The following is a 17,010-nucleotide window of genomic DNA, read 5'->3' as shown; positions in this document are numbered from 1 at the left end:
ATCAAGTCCCGCCGGCGATCGAGGCGATCTTTCCAGCCCCGCCGGCGTTTGAGGCGATCCTTCCAGCCCCGCCGGCGTTTGAGGCGATCTTTCCAGCCGCCGGCGATTGAGGCGCGGGGTCCGGGGCGGAGCCCCGTGGCGTCAATCGCGGAGGGCCATGAAGCCGCTGCTGACCGCGGTCGTCCCACCGTCGACCGGCAGCACCACCCCGGTCACCCACCCCGCATCGCGAGACGCGAGAAACGCCACCGCCGCCGCGATGTCCTCCGGCTCCCCGACCCGCCCGAGCGGATACAACTCCCGCATGGTGTCCAGCTGTTCGTCCCGCCCGGCCCACGCCGTGGTCCGCACCGTGCCCGGCGCGACCAGGTTGACGCGAACCCCGCGCGGCCCCGCGTGACCGGCCAACGTCCGGGTCAGAGACGCGAGCCCCGCTTTCGCCGCGCTGTACGCGTGGTTGCCGAAGTCCTGGATCCCGTTGACGGAGCCGATGTTGACGATGGCGCCGCGGCCGGAGGCGACGAGGTGCGGCAGCGCGGCCCGCGAACACCGATACGCCCCCGTAAGCGTGAGGTCGAGGTCGCGGGCCCACCCCTCGTCGTCCTCCTCCTCGAAGAGCGGCGCGTCGGGGTGGCAGGCGTAGGCGTTGTTCACGAGAACGTCGAGCCGCCCGAAGGTCTCCACGGCGTACGCGACGGCCGCCTCGACGGACCCCCGATCCCCCACGTCGCAGCCGAACTCCCTTGCCGCACCGCCCCGTTCACGGATCGCGGCGGCAACCTTCCCGGCCGCTGCCTCGTCGATGTCGGTGACCAGGACCTGTGCGCCCTCCTCACCCAGCCGGCAGGCGGTGGCGGCGCCGATGCCGCGCCCGGCCGCGGTGATCAGTGCCACGTGATCCTCGAAGCGCTTCATACGCGGACGCTAACCCGCGTTCAGTGCCTCCCGCACGGACTTCACCAATGCCTGGGCGCGGGGGTCCGCCGTGACTCCCTCTTGCATGCCGTTCGTGACGTAGCCGAATGCGATTCCCCATTCCGGGTCGGCGAAGCCGAGGGCGCCGCCGCGGCCCGGGTGGCCGAAGGAGGACGGGGAGAGGAGGGGGGACGCGATGCCGTGCAGCATGTGGCCGGGGCCGAAGCGGGAGGGTGAGATGAGGATGCGGTCGGGGCCCGAGGAGTGCTCCGTGCGGGCCAGTTGCGTCGTCTCCGGCGTGAACAGGCGGATGCCGCCGTCGACTTCGCCGATGAGTGAGGCGTAGAAGCGGGCCAGGCCCTCCGCCGTGCCGATGCCGTTCGAGCCGGGGAGCTGGGCGGCGCGGTACGCGGGGTCGTTCTCGTCCGCGGCCGGGGCGATCGTGTCGAAGGCGCGGCGGGTGAGCGAGTCCGGGTTCTCGTACGCCTCGGCGATGGCCCGCTTGGGGCGGGAGCGGAAGCCGTTCGTGGTGGCCGGCGGTTCGACGGGGCCGACGCGGCCGACCCGGTGGGCCTGCGCGGGCGGGAGGCCGATCCATACGTCGGCGCCGACCGGGGCGGCCAGCTGCTCGGCGACGTATTCACCCATGGGCCGGCCCGTGACCCGCCGCACCAGCTCGGCCGTCAGCCAGCTGTACGTCTGCGCGTGGTACCCGTGGTCCGTGCCGGGCTGCCAGACGGGGGCCTGCGCGGCGACGGTCGCCGCGGCGAGGTCCTGGTCCGCGGCCTCGGCGGGGGTGAGCGGGCGGTCGAGGGCGGGGACGCCCGCACGGTGGGCGAGGACGTGCCGGACCAGCGCGTCCTCCTTGCCGTGGGACTTGAACTCGGGCCAGTACGAGCCGACGGGCGCGTCGAGGTCGAGCTCCCCGCGCTGGTGGAGCAGGAGCAGCGCGGCGGCGGCGATCCCCTTGGTGCCGGAGCGGAGGATCTGAGCGGTGCCCGGCTCCCAGGGCGCGCCACCGTCGACGTCGCGCGTGCCGCCGTACAGGTCGACGACCTTGCAGCCGTCCCGGTACACGACGACCGCCGCGCCGCGCTCCCCCAGCGCCTCGAAGTTCCGTATGAACGAATCCCTGACGGCCTCGAATCCGTCGGCCACCTGGCCTTCCACCTCACTGCTCACGGGTACGGGAACACCCGTGCGGCCCGGAAACTTCCCGTACCTCCCGGTCACGCCGGCTTCGCCGCCACCGACCTCGGGTCGAACCCGAACGGCAGCTCCAGGCGGTGGGCCGTCATCAGGTCATCGTCCACCAACAGCTCCCCCGTCGCTCCGTCGGCGACGATCGCTCCGTCGCTGAGGATGACCGCGCGGGGGCAGAGCTCCATGGCGTAGGGCAGGTCGTGCGTGACCATCAGGACCGTGACGTCCAACGAGCGGAGGATGTCGGCGAGTTCGCGGCGCGAGGCCGGGTCGAGGTTGGAGGACGGCTCGTCGAGGACGAGGATCTCCGGCTCCATGGCGAGGACCGTGGCGACCGCGACGCGGCGGCGCTGGCCGAAGGAGAGGTGGTGCGGGGGGCGGTCCGCGAAGTCCTCCATGCCGACCATCGCGAGGGCCCCCCGGACCCGGTCCTCCAGTTCCGGGCCCTTCATGCCCGCCGCCGCCGGGCCGAACGCCACGTCCTCGCGGACCGTCGGCATGAACAGCTGGTCGTCCGGGTCCTGGAAGACGATGCCGACCTTCCGGCGGATCTCGGCCATGTGGCGCTTGTCCACAGGCAGGCCCGCGACCGTCACCGTGCCGGCGCCACCGGTCAGGATGCCGTTGAGGTGCAGGACGAGGGTCGTCTTGCCCGCGCCGTTCGGCCCGAGGAGAGCGACCCGCTCGCCCTTGCCGATCGTGAGGTCCACGCCGAAGAGGGCCTGGTGCCCGTCGGGGTAGGCGAAGGCGAGGCCACGTACGTCGAGAGAAGCCACAGAAGCGGTCACAGCATCCATCCCATCAGGCACACCACGAGCGCCGCACACGGCAGGGTCAGCGCGTACGACCACTGGGTCCGGGTCGCCGCCAGATCGTCGATCACCGGCATCGACCCCGCATAGCCACGGCTGACCATGGCGAGGTGCACCCGCTCCCCGCGCTCGTAGGAGCGGATGAACAGGGCTCCGGCGGACTTGGCCAGGACCCCCCAGTGGCGTACGCCCTTCGCCTCGAAGCCGCGCGACTCCCGGGCGATCTTCATGCGGCGCATCTCGTCGGTGATCACATCGCCGTAGCGGATCATGAACGAGGCGATCTGCACGAGGAGCGGGGGCAGCTTCAGGCGTTGCAGGCCGAGGATCAGTTCGCGCAGTTCGGTGGTCGAGGCGAGCAGGACCGCGGCGGCGACGCCGAGCGTGCCCTTGGCGAGCACGTTCCACGCACCCCACAGGCCGCTCTCGCTCAGCGACATCCCGAGGACTTGTACGCGCTCGCCCTCCGCCACGAACGGCATGAGCACGGCGAAGGCGACGAACGGGACCTCGATGAGCAGCCGCTTCAGCAGGAAGCCCGCCGGGACCCGCGCCGTCGCCGCAACCGCCGCGAGCAGCACCGCGTACAGGCCGAACGCCCACATCGCCTCGCGCGGGGTGGAGACGACGACCAGGACGAAGCAGAAGACCGCGGCCAGCTTGGTGTGCGGCGGCAGCGCGTGCACGGGCGAGGTCCCGGCGCGGTAGAGCTGGTGGGCGTGCCCGGCGCCCATGTCAGGAGACCTGCTCCGAAGCGGCGGGAACCTCGGTCGAGGCCACGTCGCTCGTACGCCGCCTGCGCAGCGCCCAGAAGATCCCGGTCCCGGCGACGACGGTGACGCCGACGCCGATGATCCCGGCGAGGCCGCCGGAGAGCCGGCCGTTGGTGATGTCCCGTACGCCGTAGTCGGCGAGCGGGGAGTCGGAGGAGGCGTGCTCCTTCGCCTTCTGGTCGATGCCCTTGTCGTGGGCGACCTTCTCCAGGCCGTCGGGGTTGGCCGAGGCGTAGAAGGAGACGAAGCCGGCGAGGACGACGGAGGCGGCCAGGCCGATGGCCCAGACCTTGCGGTGCGAGCGGGCAGCCGCCACCGGAGCCGCCGCGGGCGCGTCCACCAGCTCCCCGTTCACCTTCAGCTTCAGCGGCTGGTGCAGGCCCCGTGCCCCGTACACGAGGTCCGGCCGCACGGCGACGACCGCGCCGACGGTGAGCGCGGTGATCACGGCCTCGCCGATGCCGATGAGGATGTGCACGCCGACCATCGCGGTGGCGACCTTGCCGATGGATACGTCGGTCGTCCCTCCGATGGCGTAGATCAGGGTGAAGACGACGGCGGCCGCCGGGACGGACAGCAGCGCCGCGACGAAGGACGCCACGGTGATCGAGCGGCGGGTGCGCGGCAGCAGCTTCACCAGGCCGCGGAAGACGAGGTAGGCGACGACGGTCGTGGTGATCGCCATGTCGGTGATGTTTACGCCGAGCGCGGTCAGGCCGCCGTCAGCGAACAGCACGCCCTGCATCAGGAGCACCACGGATACGCACAGGACCCCGGTGTAGGGGCCCACGAGTATCGCCGCGAGGGCTCCGCCCAGTAGGTGTCCGCTGGTGCCCGCGGCGACGGGGAAGTTGAGCATCTGCACGGCGAAGATGAACGCCGCGACGAGGCCCGCGAGCGGTGCGGCCCGCTCGGAGCCCAGCTCACGGCGGGCGCCGCGCAGGCTGACGGCGACGGCGCCCGCGGCGAAGACGCCCGTGACGGCCGACACGGGGGCGTTGATGAATCCGTCAGGGACATGCATGGGCAGGGGCTCCGCTCGGGGTCCGGGGGCTCGGGTCCGGGTTCGGCGTCCGGTGAACCGTTCGATGATAGTGCTTTGTTGCGAACACCTTGCAACAGCGTCCCTGCACCAATTGGGCCCGGATCCGTCCGTCCTGTACACCACGCAATATGCCGTTTATGCGACATTTGGTGTTATGGCCGTTGCCGAGCAGTACGTCGAGCAGTACGCACGGGCCCGTATCGTCACGGACTCCCCCGACGCGTACCGGAGCGTCCCCGCCGTACTGCGCTGCTCCGGCGGCACGGTGCACATCGCCCTGCCCGGCTCCGGGGAGTGGTCCTTCCCCCGCGAGCTGCTCGAACGCGGACTGCGGGCCCCGGTCTCCGCCGGTGACGTCCGGATCTGGCCCTGCGGGCGGGTGCAGGCGGTCATCGAGTTCCACGCGCCCGAAAAGCCGGACGGGGCGACGGTCGTGCAGTTCGACGTGAAAGCGCTGATCCGCTTTCTGCGTCGGACGTACACGAGCGTCGCCCCGGCCCCGGCTCAGGACATCAAGCCCTGACGAGCTCCTGCTCCTCGTCGTCCGGACGGTCGGCGCCGGCCGTCCGCAGACCCTCGCCCTCCACGTCCACGTTCGGCAGCACCCGCGCCAACCACTTCGGCAGCCACCAGGCCTTCTTGCCGAGCAGCGCCAGCACGGCGGGCACGATCGTCATGCGGACGACGAACGCGTCGAAGAAGACGGCGATGGCGAGGCCGAAGCCGATCATCTTCACCATCTGCTCGGAGCTGCCGATGAAGCCCGCGAACACCGCGATCATGATGATCGCCGCGGCCGTGACCACCCGCGCCCCGTGCTTGAACCCGGTGACGACGGCCTGCGCGGGCCGCTCCCCGTGCACGTACGCCTCCCGCATCCGCGTCACGAGGAACACCTCGTAGTCCATCGCGAGGCCGAAGACGACGCCCACCATGAAGATCGGCATCATCGACATGACCGGACCGGTCTGCTCGACGCCGAGCAGTGAACCGAGCCAGCCCCACTGGAAGACGGCGACGACGGCGCCGAGCGCGGCCAGGACCGACAGCAGGAAGCCGAGCGCGGCCTTCAGCGGCACAAGGATGGACCGGAAGACGACCATCAGGAGCAGGAACGCGAGGCCGACGACGAGCGCCAGGTAGGGGATCAGCGCGTCGTTGAGCTTCTGCGAGACGTCGATGTTCATGGCCGTCGAGCCGGTGACGCTCAGCTCGGCGCCGGTGTCCGCCTTGATGTCGGCGCCCGCGGCGCGGATGTCGTGCACGACGTTCTCGGTGTCGACCGACGACGGCTTGTACTTCGAGACGACGCTGATGACGGCGGTGTCGCCCGCCTTGTTGAACGTCGCCGGGGTGACGGCCGCGACCCCGTCCGTGCCCTTGATCTCGCGGACGACCTCGGAGACGGCGGCCTTCGGGTCTTCCGAGCCCTTGGCGTCGACGACCGTCATGAGCGGCCCGTTGAAGCCCGGCCCGAAGCCGTCGGAGAGCAGGTCGTACGCCTGGCGCTGGGTGGTGCTGGTGGGCTGCGAGCCGTCGTCGGGCAGGCCGAGTTCGAGCGAGGCCACGGGTATGGCCATGGCGCCGAGGCCGACGATGCCCGCGATCAGGACGGTGACCGGGCGGCGCAGGACGAAGCCGGCCCAGCGGGTGCCCATGTTGACCTTGGGCTGCTGCTCGCCGGACAGGTTCTTACGGGCCTTGCGGCCGTGCACCCGCTTGCCGACGTAGCCGAGCAGCGCCGGGATCAGGGTGAGCGCGATGAGCACCGCGATCGCGACGGTGCCGGCGGCGGCGATCCCCATCTTGGTCAGCATCGGAATGTTGACGACGGCGAGGCCGACGAGGGCGATGATCACGGTCAGACCCGCGAAGACGACGGCCGAACCCGCGGTCCCGACGGCCCGCCCCGCGGCCTCCTCCCGGTCCCGGCCCTCGGCCAGCTCGCCCCGGTACCGGGACACGATGAACAGCGCGTAGTCGATGCCGACCGCGAGGCCGATCATCATCGCCAGGGTGGAGGTGGTGCTGCCCAGGTCGAGCACGTTGGCCAGCGCCGTGATCGCGGAGACGCCGATGCCGACACCGATCAGCGCGGTCAGCAGCGGAAGACCGGCCGCGATCAGCGAACCGAACGTGATCACCAGGACGACGGCCGCGATCGCGATGCCGATGATCTCGGTGGCGCCGGTCTCCGGCATGGCCTGGAGCGCGTCACCGCCGACCTCGACGGTCAGACCGGTCTGCTTCGCCTCGTCGATGACCTCCTGCAGCGCGTCCCGGTCCGCGTCGGTCAGCTCCATCGAGGAGACCTTGTACGAGGCCGAGGCGTAGGCGATCCTGCCGTCCTTGCTCAGCGTCTTGGCGACGAACGGGTCCGCTACGGAGGCGACCTCCTTCGAGCTGGACTTGATGGAGGCGACGGTGTCCTGGATGTCGGCCTTGTTGGCGGCGTCCGTGAGCTTCTCGCCCTTCGGCGCCTCGAAGACGACGCGGGCGGTGGCCCCGTCGGCGGCGGAGCCGGGGAAGCGCTGGTCGAGCAGGTCGAAGGCCTTCTGGGCCTCGGTCCCCGGTATGGAGAAGGAGCTGGAGGCCGCGGTCGGCGCGGAGGCGGCGCCCACGCCCGCGAGCGTGAGCAGGGCCACCCAGATCAGGGCGACGAAGTGCCGTCGGCGGAACGCGAGTTTGCCGAGTTTGTAGAGGAATGTGGCCACGGAGGCGTACTCCCGGTCAGGTCGAAGGGTTCAGCGGGGCATGGGTCATCGGCCCGACGACATGAGCGGTTGTGCGTCAGGGGGAACAAACAGGTGGGGAAGACGGGGAAGGCTCAGGCGCTGAGTGCGGGGATCACCACAGCGTCGATGTACGAGACGAGGTACTCCTGCGTCGGCGGCTCTTCGTCGATGAGCGTGCGGGTGGCGAACGCGCCGATCAGCATGTGGATCAGATAGCCGAGCGCCGGGTTGTCGGCCCGGACCTCGCCCCTGTCCACGGCTCTGCGCACCATCCGGTCGACGCCCGTCATCTCGGGCTCGACGATCCACTCCTTGAAGGCCGCGAGCAGATCGGGATTGGCGTGCACAGCCACCATCAGGCCGCGCATCAGCGCGCTGTTCTGCTCCATGTGACAGTCGTCCTCACGGAACGCGATCGCGTGCAGATCACCGCGCAGCGAGCCGGTGTCGACCGCGTCGAAGTGCGGCTTCTGGCTCCGCAGCGCCTTGACCACCAGCTCGGCCTTGCCGCCCCACTGGCGGTAGAGCGTGGCCTTGCTGGACCGCGTGCGGTTGGCGACGGCGTCCATGGTCAGGGCGTCGTAGCCGACCTCGCGGAGAAGTTCGAGCACGGCGCCGTACAGCTCGGCCTCGCGCTCGGGTGTGATCCGACTGCGCCGCGCCGCCTGCTCCGCGACCATGCCACCCACCCGACCTCTCCGTATGCGTACGCCACAAAAATACCCCCTCCGCTAGCGAAACGAAACCGTTTCGTACGTGCGCTGCGCCACACCTTCTCGGCGAGTCCCGGTTGCCGGAGCCCTCGTCGCGGAAAAGCATGAGGAGGTGACCGAGGTGACTGAGGAATCCGAAGCAGCGGACGGCCGGGCGTACCTGCGTTTCCCGCACATCAGCGGAGAGCGGCTGTGCTTCGCCGCCGAGGACGACCTGTGGGTCGCGCCGCTCGACGGCTCGGCGCGGGCCTGGCGGCTCACCGTGGACCGCACCAAGGTCAGCCATCCGCGCTTCTCCCCCGACGGCCGGCACATCGCGTACACGACGTGGCGCAGCCTCGACCCGGAGATCTACGTGGCGCCGGTCGACGGGGGCTCCGCGCGCCGGCTCACGTACTGGGGCAGCGTGGACACCCAGGTGCGCGGCTGGTCGCCCCCCGACAAGGACGGGAGGGCCGACATCCTCGCGGTCGCCTCGCACGGCGAGCCCTTCTCGTACTTCACCTTCGCCTACAGCGTCCCGACCGACGGCTCCCCCGGCGGCAAGCTCCCCTGGGGGCCGGTCACCGACATCCAGGTCGCCGACATCGGCGGGGAGCGGCAGACCCTGCTCCTGACCGGTACGGCGCCGCACGAGCCGGCCGCCTGGAAGCGCTACCGGGGCGGCGCCCAGGGCCGGTTGTGGGTGCACGGGCAGCGCATCCTCGCCGACCTCGACGGGCATCTGGACGACCCGATGTTCGTGGACGGCCGCATCGCGTTCCTCTCCGACCACGAGGGCATCGGCAACGTCTACTCCTGCCGCCCCGACGGCACCGACCTGCACCGCCACACCGACCATGGCTCCTTCTACGCCCGGCACGCCACCACCGACGGCAGCCGCGTCGTCTACCAGTGCGCGGGCGAGCTGTGGATCCTCGACGACCTCGCCCCGGACTCGGCGCCGCGCAAGCTGCGGGTCCGGCTCGGCGGGCCGCGCGCCGGGCGGCGCCGCTACCAGGTTCCCGCCGCCCTCCACCTCGACTCGCTCTCCGTCGACGAGACGGGCCGGGCCAGCGCCGTCGTCGTCCGCGGCAGCCTCTACTGGCTCACGCACCGCGACGGCCCCGCCCGCACCATCGCCGACACCCCGGGCGTGCGCGTGCGGCTGCCCGAGATGCTGGGCTCCGGCGGACAGGTCGCCTACGTCACCGACGCCGACGGCGAGGACGCCGTCGAGATCGCCTACCTGCCGCGCGCCAGCGGCGACCGGGCGCCGCGCCGGTTCGCCTCCGGCCGGCTCGGCCGCGTACAGGAGCTGGTCTCCGACCCGGACGGGGAGCGGCTCGCGATCGCGTCGAACGACGGGCGGCTGCTGCTCATCGACGTCGGCGAGGAGGAGGGCGGCGAGGCGCCGCTCGGGGAACCGGTCGTCACCGAGCTGATCCGCTCCACGAACGGCCCCGTCCGCGACCTCGCCTTCTCCCCCGACGGCGCCTGGCTGACCTGGTCACACCCCGGCATCGGCCGCTCGCTGCGGCAGATCAAGATGGCCAGGATCAACCGGGGCGGCGGCTCCACCGCGATCGGCGCGACCAAGCCCGGAGCGGGCGAGACGTCGACGATCGTCGACGTCACCAACGGCCGCTTCGAGGACGAGAACCCGGTGTTCACGCGGGACGGCCGCTATCTCGCCTTCCTGTCCTGGCGCGGCTTCGACCCGGTCTACGACGTGCACACCGGCGACCTGTCGTTCCCGCTGGGCTGCCGCCCCTACCTCGTACCGCTGTCGTCCGCGACGCCGTCGCCGTTCGCGCTCTCCCCCGACGGGCGGACGGCGGCGGGCGGCCTCGACCCGGTCGAGGACGCGGGCGGCGACGGCACGCCGACCGTGGAGATCGAGGGGCTCGCCAACCGCGTCGTGCCGTTCCCCGTGTCCGCGTCCAAGTACTCGGCGCTGCACCCGGTCTCCGGCGGCGGCCTGGTGTGGCTGCGCTGGCCGATCTCCGGCGCGCTCGGCGAGACCTTCGCCAACCCGGCCGACCCCTCGGCCCAGCCGACCCTCGAACACTTCGACCTGGTCAAGGGAAAACGGTCCCAACTCGTCGCGCACATGGACTGGTTCGCGGTCAGCGGCGACGGCTCCCGGCTCGTCGTCGTCGACGAAGGTGAACTGGAGGCGGTGCCGTCCACCGAGGCGGGCGACGCCGACTCCACCGTCTGGATCGACCTGCGCCGCATCCTGCACGAGGCCGACCCGGGAGCCGAGTGGCGGCAGGCGTACGACGAGGCGGGCCGGATCATCCGCGCGTACTTCTGGGAACCGAAGATGTGCGGCATCGACTGGGACGCGGTGCTCGACCAGTACCGGCCACTGGTCGAACGGGTCGCGTCCCCCGACGAGTTCGCCGACCTGCTACGAGAAGTCCTCGGCGAACTCGGCACCTCCCACGCCTACGTCGCCGCCGCCCGCCGCAACGAGGGCCCGCCGCACTACCAGCGCGCACAGGGCCTGCTCGGCGCCAACTTCGTCTGCCGCGACGGATGTTGGACGCTCCAGCGGATCCTGCCCGGCGACTCGTCCGACTCCAAGGCCCGCTCCCCGCTCGCCGGCACCGGCATCCGCGACGGCGCCGTCCTCACCCACATCGACGGCCGCCCGGTCGACCCGGTCACCGGCCCGTACCCGCTGCTCGCGGGCGCGGGCGGCACGACCGTCGAGCTGACCTTCACGCCCGCGGAGGGTGGCGGCCGGCCCCGCCGCGTCGCCGTCGTCCCGCTCGTCGACGAACGCCCGCTGCGCTACCAGGACTGGGTGGCCAAACGCCGCGCCGTCGTACGGGAGTTGAGCAACGGAAGGTGCGGCTACCTGCACATCCCCGACATGGGCGGCTCCGGCTGGGCCCAGTTCAACCGCGACCTGCGCATGGAGGTCTCCCGGCCCGCGCTCATCGTCGACGTACGAGGCAACGCGGGCGGCCACATCAGCGAGCTGGTCGTCGAGAAGCTCACCCGGAAGATCATCGGCTGGGACCTGACCCGCAACGCGCAGGCCGTCTCGTACGCCTCGAACGCCCCGCGCGGCCCGGTCGTCGCCCTCGCCGACGAGGCGACCTCGTCGGACGGCGACATGATCACCGCCGCGTTCAAGCTGCTCGCGCTCGGCCCGGTCGTCGGCCAGCGCACCTGGGGCGGCGTCGTCGGCATGACGGGACGGCACAAGCTCGGCGACGGCACGGTGATCACGGTGCCGATGAACGCGGCCTGGTTCCCCGAGTACGGCTGGTCCATCGAGAACCGGGGCGTGGAACCGGACATCGAGGCCCTGCGCACCCCCCTGGACTGGGCGGAGGGCCGCCACGCCCAGCTCGACGACGCGGTGGAGCTGGCGCTGAACCTCCTGGCGGAGCGGGGGGCGACCAATCCGCCGGACTACTCGGACGTCCCGGACCGGAGGCGGCCGGAGCTGCCGCCGCGGTGACGTCGCGGGGCTCTGCCCCGGACCCCGCCGGCTCTCGTCCGAAGTGCGGGCTTGATATGTCGTCACCTTGGGCATCCTGGCGCATGGAACGGTCAACTGGCCTTTGTCCAGGGGGGGTTCATGTCGCACAGTTCACGAAGAGAGGTACTGCTCGGTGCCGCGGGAATCGGAGCGGGGCTGGCGCTCAGCAGTACGGGTTCGGGGAGAGCCGCGGCCGCGAGCCCGGGCCTGCCGCCCGTCCTCATCACCGAGCAGGCGAGCAAGCGGCTGCTGGTGATGGACTCGCGGGTGCAGGTGTGGGACCCGGCCGTGGACCCCCGTGTCGTGCGGTGGGCGTTCTCGCCCGTGGGCGACGCCCGGTACCGGGACGTCGAGCCCGACATCAGCTGGGTGTACCCGAGCGAGGCGAAGGTGCGTCGGTACCGCGGGCGTACGTACGTGCTGACCACGGCCTCGTTCGGGTTCGTGGGCGTCGTGGAGTGGCCGAGCGGGCGGCGGTACTGGGCCGGGGCGCTCGGGCCCGGCGACGATCTGATCAACCCGCACACCGCCGAACTCCTCCCCGACGGGAACGTGGCCGTCGCATGCAGTACCGGCGCGCGGGTGCGCTTGTACGCGGCCTCTCTCGGCCCGCACTCCACGCGATACACCGAGGCCGAGCTGAAGGGGGCGCACGGCCTGCACTGGGACTCCGCGCGCGAGGTGCTGTGGGCCATGGGCGACGACGAGTTGGTGGCCTACCGGGTGGCGGGGTCGCGCGTACGGCCCACGCTGGTGCGGCGGTTCGGGGTGGCACTGCCGATCGCCACTCCCGGGAAGTCCGCCGGTGGGCACGACTTGTTTCCGGTGGCGGGGGTGCCGGGGCGGATGTGGGTGACGACGTCGGCGTCGGTGTTCCAGTACGACATCGCGAGCCGGAGCTTCGTGCAGGACTTCGCGGGAGCGTCGGAGATCGTCCGCAAGTCCGTGAAGTGCGTGGGCGATGATCCGCGTACGGGGCGGGTGGTCACCACCGTGCCGGAGGCCGGGCTCGGGGAGACGTGGTGGACGACGACCGTGAGCCTGCATCGGCCGGGCGGGGCGTACAAGTACGTCAACGGCGGTATCTACAAGGCCCGTTGGTGGCTACCCCGGTGACCCGTCGGACGATTCCAGCCTGCGGTCGATCGCCAGCGACAGCTCCGCCTCCACCACGCCCTTGGCGAGCGGACGCAGCCGGTCGACGTCCTTGCCGGAGGCGTGCGCGGCGACGAGGTCGGTGAAGAGCGCGGCCAGCGCGTCGGCGTGGTCGCGGACGCGCCTGGCCGCCGCCAGGACATCGGCCAGCGGGATGCCCTCGCGGACCAGTGCCGCCGAGATGTCGAGCAGTCGGCGGCTGATGTGCACGATCTCCTCGCCGTCGATGCCCAAGTAGCCGAGGTCGAGGGCGGCTTGGAGGTTCTCAGGTGTGACGTCGTCCGCGAAGTAGTCGGCGAGTTCGGCGGCGGAGAGGCGGACGGGGACCTCTTCCGTGGGCTGCATGCCGAGGAGTTCGCCGACGTCGCGGCCGCGGTCGAAGGCCTCGGAGAGCTCACTGATCCCGTTGAGGGTGTGGCCGCGGTCCAGGAGCGAGGCGATCGTGCGCAAGCGGTCGAGGTGCGTCCGGTCGTACCAGGCGATGCGGCCCTCGCGGCGGGGCGGCTTGATGAGTCCGCGTTCACGGTAGAAGCGCACGGTGCGGACCGTGATGCCGGCCGCCTTCGCGAGCTCCTCCATGCGATATTCGCGCTTCGTTCCGGGTGCCGTCTCATCTTGTGCCACGTCGGAAACCTTAAGCCGTACTGCCGGTAACTTTCCTGGGTCCAACCCCTACCCACGAGTACGCGGACGGCCTACTCTCCCAATTACGCCAGTGTTCACTGGCAGAGTCACTGCGGCAAGGGAGGCGCCGGGATGCCCGAGCAGGAGCACGAGCACGAGCACGTACGAGTGGCGGTGATCGGATCCGGCTTCGGCGGCCTTGGCGCGGCGGTCAGGCTGCGCCGCGAGGGGATCACCGACTTCGTCGTCCTGGAGCGGGCCGGCGCGGTCGGCGGCACCTGGCGCGACAACAGCTACCCGGGATGCGCGTGCGACGTGCCGTCCCACCTGTACTCCTTCTCGTTCGCGCCCAACCCGGACTGGCCGCGGACGTTCTCCGGGCAGGAGCACATCCGGGAGTACCTGGAGCACGTCGCCGACACCTTCCGGCTGCGGCCGCACATCCGCCTCGACACCGAGGTCCAGCAGCTGCGCTGGGACAACGACAAGCTCTGGTGGGAGATCGACACGGCGAAGGGGACACTCACCGCCGACGTCGTCGTCTCCGCCACCGGACCGCTCTCCGACCCGAAGACACCGGACATCGCCGGGCTCGACACCTTCCCCGGCAAGGTCTTCCACTCCGCGCGGTGGGACCACGATTACGACCTGCGGGGCAAGCGCGTCGCCATGATCGGCACAGGCGCGTCGGCCATCCAGATCGTTCCGGCCATCCAGAAGGAGGTCGGCAAGCTCACCCTCTTCCAGCGCACACCCCCGTGGGTGATGCCGCGCGCCGACCGGGCCATCTCCGACGCCGAGCGCTGGCTGCACCGACAGCTGCCCTTCACCACCCAGGCGCGCCGCGGACTCCTGTGGGGCATCCGGGAGTTGCAGGTCCAGGCGTTCACCAAGCGCCCCGACGAACTGGGCATGGTCGAGCGGCTCGCCAAGCGGAACATGCACCGGGCGATCAAGAACCCGGAGCTGCGCGCAAAGCTCACCCCGGACTACCGCATCGGCTGCAAGCGGATCCTGCTCTCCAACACGTACTATCCGGCCCTCGCACAGCCCAACGTCGACGTCGTCGCGTCCGGCCTGAGCGAGATCCGCGGGAACACGCTGGTCGCGTCCGACGGGACCGAGGCCGAGGTCGACGCGATCGTCTTCGGCACCGGCTTCCACGTCACCGACATGCCGATCGCGGACCGCGTCATCGGCGCCGACGGCGACACGCTCATGCAGTCGTGGAAGAACGGCATGAAGGCGCTGCGCGGCGCCACGGCCGCCGGATTCCCGAACTTCATGACCGTCATCGGCCCGAACACCGGCCTCGGCAACTCCTCGATGATCCTCATGATCGAGGCTCAACTGAACTACCTGGCCGACTACATGCGCCAGCTCCACGTCCTCGGCGGCCGCGTCGCCCTCAACCCGCGCGAGACCGCCGTCACCGGCTGGAACAACCGTGTGCAGGACCGCATGAAGCGCACCGTGTGGAACACCGGCGGCTGCAACAGCTGGTACCTCGACGCGAACGGGGTCAACACCACGGTGTGGCCCGGCACGACCACCGAATTCCGGCACGCCACCCGGCATGTCGACGTAGGCGAGTACGAGGTGGTGCGCGCGCCCGGGAACACGGCCGCGCCCACGCGTACCAAGAAGAAGGCCAAGGTGAACGCCGCATGAGCCGTCTGATGCGCCATGTGACGACGGGACCGTACGCGCCGCCCGTCGCCGCCCGCGAGCTGACCGTCACCTCCGCCGACGGGGCCCGGCTCCACGTCGAGGTGCACGGCCCCGAGGGCGCCCCGGCCGTGCTGCTCTCGCACGGCTGGACCTGCTCGACGGCGTTCTGGGCCGCGCAGACGCGGGCCCTCGCCACCGACCACCGGGTGATCGTGTACGACCAGCGCGGCCACGGCCGCAGCCCCGCGGCCACCCAACTCCCGTACACCACGGACATGTTGGCGGACGACCTGGAGGCTGTGCTCGACGCGACGCTGGAGCCGGGCGAGCAGGCCGTACTCGCCGGACACTCCATGGGCGGCATGACGATGATGGCCGCCGCCGGACGGCCGAAGTTCCAGGAGCACGCGGCTGCCGTCCTGCTGTGCAGCACCGGAAGCTCCGCGCTCGTCGCCGAGGCGACCGTGGTGCCGCTGATGCGGGCGAGCAACCTGCGCACCCGGTTCACCCGCGCGATCCTCGGCTCGAAGGCACCGCTCGGTCCGGTCACACCGATCGGCAAGCGGGTCCTCAAGTACGCGACGATGGGGCCGGGTTCGTCCCCCGACAAGGTCGAGGCCTGCGCGCGGATCGTGCACGCCTGCCCGCGCGACGTGCGGTACGGCTGGTCGCATGTCCTCGAACACCTCCAACTGGACACTGGTGTCAGCGAGTTGACGATGCCGGTCGCCGTCGTCGCGGGAACCGCCGACCGCCTCACCCCGGTCGCGCACGCCCGGCGGATCGCCGCCGCACTGCCCGACTGCGCGGGCCTGACCGAGCTGGCGGGGCTCGGCCACATGACGCCCGTCGAGGCCCCGGACGCCGTCACATCAAAGATCCGCGAACTCTCCAAGCAGTACGTGCAGTCGGTTTCGAAGTCGGACAAGGGAGCGGATGCCGCATGAGCAAGGTCAGCCTCGAAGGCCAGGTCGCGGTCGTCACGGGAGCCGCGCGCGGCGTGGGCGAGCTGCTCGCCCGCAAGCTGTCGGCGCGCGGCGCGAAGATCGCGCTGGTCGGACTCGAACCGGACGAGCTGAAGCAGGTCGCCGCGCGGCTGCACTCCGACGCCGACTGGTGGCACGCGGACGTCACGGACCACGTGGCGATGGCTCAGGTCGCACAGGAGGTCAAGGACCGCTTCGGCAAGGTCGACATCGTCATCGCCAACGCGGGCGTCGCGACCGGCGGCCCCTTCGCCGAATCCGACCCGATCGCCTGGCGCCGCGTCATCGAGGTCAACCTCATCGGCTCCGCCGTGACGGCCCGCGCCTTCCTCCCCGTCCTCACGGAGTCCCGCGGCTACCTGCTGCAGATCGCCTCCCTCGCCGCGATCACGCCCGCCCCGATGATGACCGCCTACTGCGCGTCGAAGTCGGGCGTGGAGGCGTACGCGCACAGCCTGCGCGCCGAGGTCGGCCACAAGGGCGTACGCGTCGGCGTCGGCTACCTGTCGTGGACGGACACCGACATGGTGCGCGGCGCCGACCAGGACGACGTGATGCGCGAGCTGCGCCAGCAGCTGCCGTGGCCGTCGAACAAGACCTACCCGCTGAGCCCGGCGGTCGACCGGCTCGTGGCCGGCATCGAGCGGCGCTCGTCCCACGTGTACGCGCAGTGGTGGCTGCGCGGCATGCAGGGGATACGCGGCTACCTGCCGTCGGCGATCGGGATCGTGGGCCAGCAGCGGATGCGGAGCTTCGAGGGCCGCCTCAGCGGCGTGTCCAAGGGCCTCGTGGGCGCGGGCGGCGCCGCCGACGAGGCGTCGCGGGGGCAGTGAGCGGGCCCGAACACGGTCCGTCATAGATCAAAATGCGACATACCAGGCACCGTGTCAGTCTGGT

General features: G+C 71.1%; 14 protein-coding genes. 6 read left to right on the top strand and 8 right to left on the bottom strand.

Annotation, left to right across the window (positions count from 1 at the left end):
- Positions 1–141: 141 nt before the first annotated feature.
- Genes ABT004_RS14855 through ABT004_RS14835 form a run of 5 tightly spaced genes read right to left on the bottom strand, consistent with a single transcriptional unit; the run spans position 142 to position 4,727 of the window.
- Positions 142–915, bottom strand: a complete 774-nt coding sequence (locus ABT004_RS14855; protein ID WP_351335996.1) for an SDR family NAD(P)-dependent oxidoreductase — start codon at positions 913–915, stop codon at positions 142–144.
- A gap of 9 nt (positions 916–924) precedes the next feature.
- Positions 925–2,097 (bottom strand): serine hydrolase domain-containing protein, encoded by a 1,173-nt coding sequence (locus ABT004_RS14850; protein ID WP_351335993.1) that lies wholly within the window; start codon positions 2,095–2,097, stop codon positions 925–927.
- A gap of 47 nt (positions 2,098–2,144) precedes the next feature.
- Positions 2,145–2,915, bottom strand: coding sequence for an energy-coupling factor ABC transporter ATP-binding protein (locus tag ABT004_RS14845; protein ID WP_351335990.1), 771 nt, complete (start codon positions 2,913–2,915; stop codon positions 2,145–2,147).
- Positions 2,903–3,664 carry a cobalt ECF transporter T component CbiQ gene (cbiQ, locus tag ABT004_RS14840; protein WP_351335988.1) on the bottom strand — a complete coding sequence of 254 codons (762 nt, stop codon included), beginning with the start codon at positions 3,662–3,664 and terminating at the stop codon, positions 2,903–2,905. Before cbiQ ends, ABT004_RS14845 begins: the two co-directional genes overlap by 13 nt.
- A gap of 1 nt (position 3,665) precedes the next feature.
- Positions 3,666–4,727, bottom strand: a complete 1,062-nt coding sequence (locus tag ABT004_RS14835) for an energy-coupling factor ABC transporter permease (RefSeq protein WP_351335985.1) — start codon at positions 4,725–4,727, stop codon at positions 3,666–3,668.
- A 175-nt stretch (positions 4,728–4,902) separates the two neighbouring features.
- Here ABT004_RS14835 and ABT004_RS14830 point away from each other — a divergent pair, with 175 nt between their 5' ends.
- Positions 4,903–5,271 carry an SsgA family sporulation/cell division regulator gene (locus tag ABT004_RS14830; RefSeq protein WP_351335983.1) on the top strand — a complete coding sequence of 123 codons (369 nt, stop codon included), beginning with the start codon at positions 4,903–4,905 and terminating at the stop codon, positions 5,269–5,271.
- Here the strand turns inward: ABT004_RS14830 and ABT004_RS14825 are convergent.
- Together ABT004_RS14825 and ABT004_RS14820 are read right to left on the bottom strand one after the other, a co-directional pair.
- On the bottom strand, positions 5,261–7,462 hold the full coding sequence (locus ABT004_RS14825) for an MMPL family transporter (protein ID WP_351335980.1): 2,202 nt from the start codon (positions 7,460–7,462) through the stop codon (positions 5,261–5,263). The two genes, ABT004_RS14830 and ABT004_RS14825, sit on opposite strands and share 11 nt — an antisense overlap.
- A gap of 113 nt (positions 7,463–7,575) precedes the next feature.
- Entirely contained in the window at positions 7,576–8,163 is a 588-nt protein-coding gene (locus tag ABT004_RS14820) for a TetR/AcrR family transcriptional regulator (protein ID WP_351336009.1), read from the bottom strand.
- A 154-nt stretch (positions 8,164–8,317) separates the two neighbouring features.
- Here ABT004_RS14820 and ABT004_RS14815 point away from each other — a divergent pair, with 154 nt between their 5' ends.
- Together ABT004_RS14815 and ABT004_RS14810 are read left to right on the top strand one after the other, a co-directional pair.
- Positions 8,318–11,656, top strand: a complete 3,339-nt coding sequence (locus ABT004_RS14815) for a S41 family peptidase (protein WP_351335977.1) — start codon at positions 8,318–8,320, stop codon at positions 11,654–11,656.
- A gap of 120 nt (positions 11,657–11,776) precedes the next feature.
- Complete coding sequence (locus tag ABT004_RS14810) at positions 11,777–12,793, top strand: DUF6528 family protein (protein WP_351335975.1); 1,017 nt, start codon at positions 11,777–11,779, stop codon at positions 12,791–12,793.
- Here ABT004_RS14810 and ABT004_RS14805 read toward each other — a convergent pair.
- Positions 12,782–13,411, bottom strand: coding sequence for a MerR family transcriptional regulator (locus ABT004_RS14805; protein ID WP_451192030.1), 630 nt, complete (start codon positions 13,409–13,411; stop codon positions 12,782–12,784). The two genes, ABT004_RS14810 and ABT004_RS14805, sit on opposite strands and share 12 nt — an antisense overlap.
- A 177-nt stretch (positions 13,412–13,588) precedes the next feature.
- On the opposite strand from ABT004_RS14805, the gene ABT004_RS14800 reads away from it, so the two are divergent.
- From ABT004_RS14800 to ABT004_RS14790, 3 genes are read left to right on the top strand one after another with little or no spacing between them, the layout of a single operon-like run.
- On the top strand, positions 13,589–15,127 hold the full coding sequence (locus ABT004_RS14800; protein WP_351335970.1) for a flavin-containing monooxygenase: 1,539 nt from the start codon (positions 13,589–13,591) through the stop codon (positions 15,125–15,127).
- Positions 15,124–16,074 carry an alpha/beta fold hydrolase gene (locus ABT004_RS14795; RefSeq protein ID WP_351335968.1) on the top strand — a complete coding sequence of 317 codons (951 nt, stop codon included), beginning with the start codon at positions 15,124–15,126 and terminating at the stop codon, positions 16,072–16,074. Before ABT004_RS14800 ends, ABT004_RS14795 begins: the two co-directional genes overlap by 4 nt.
- Positions 16,071–16,946 (top strand): SDR family oxidoreductase, encoded by an 876-nt coding sequence (locus ABT004_RS14790; protein ID WP_351335965.1) that lies wholly within the window; start codon positions 16,071–16,073, stop codon positions 16,944–16,946. Before ABT004_RS14795 ends, ABT004_RS14790 begins: the two co-directional genes overlap by 4 nt.
- Positions 16,947–17,010: the final 64 nt, after the last annotated feature.

It is taken from the genome of Streptomyces sp. NPDC002790 (genome assembly GCF_040295505.1).
In the GTDB taxonomy this organism is placed as follows: domain Bacteria; phylum Actinomycetota; class Actinomycetes; order Streptomycetales; family Streptomycetaceae; genus Streptomyces.
Note: the sequence above shows the minus strand (reverse complement) of the source record. Positions and strands in the feature narration are given on the sequence as shown.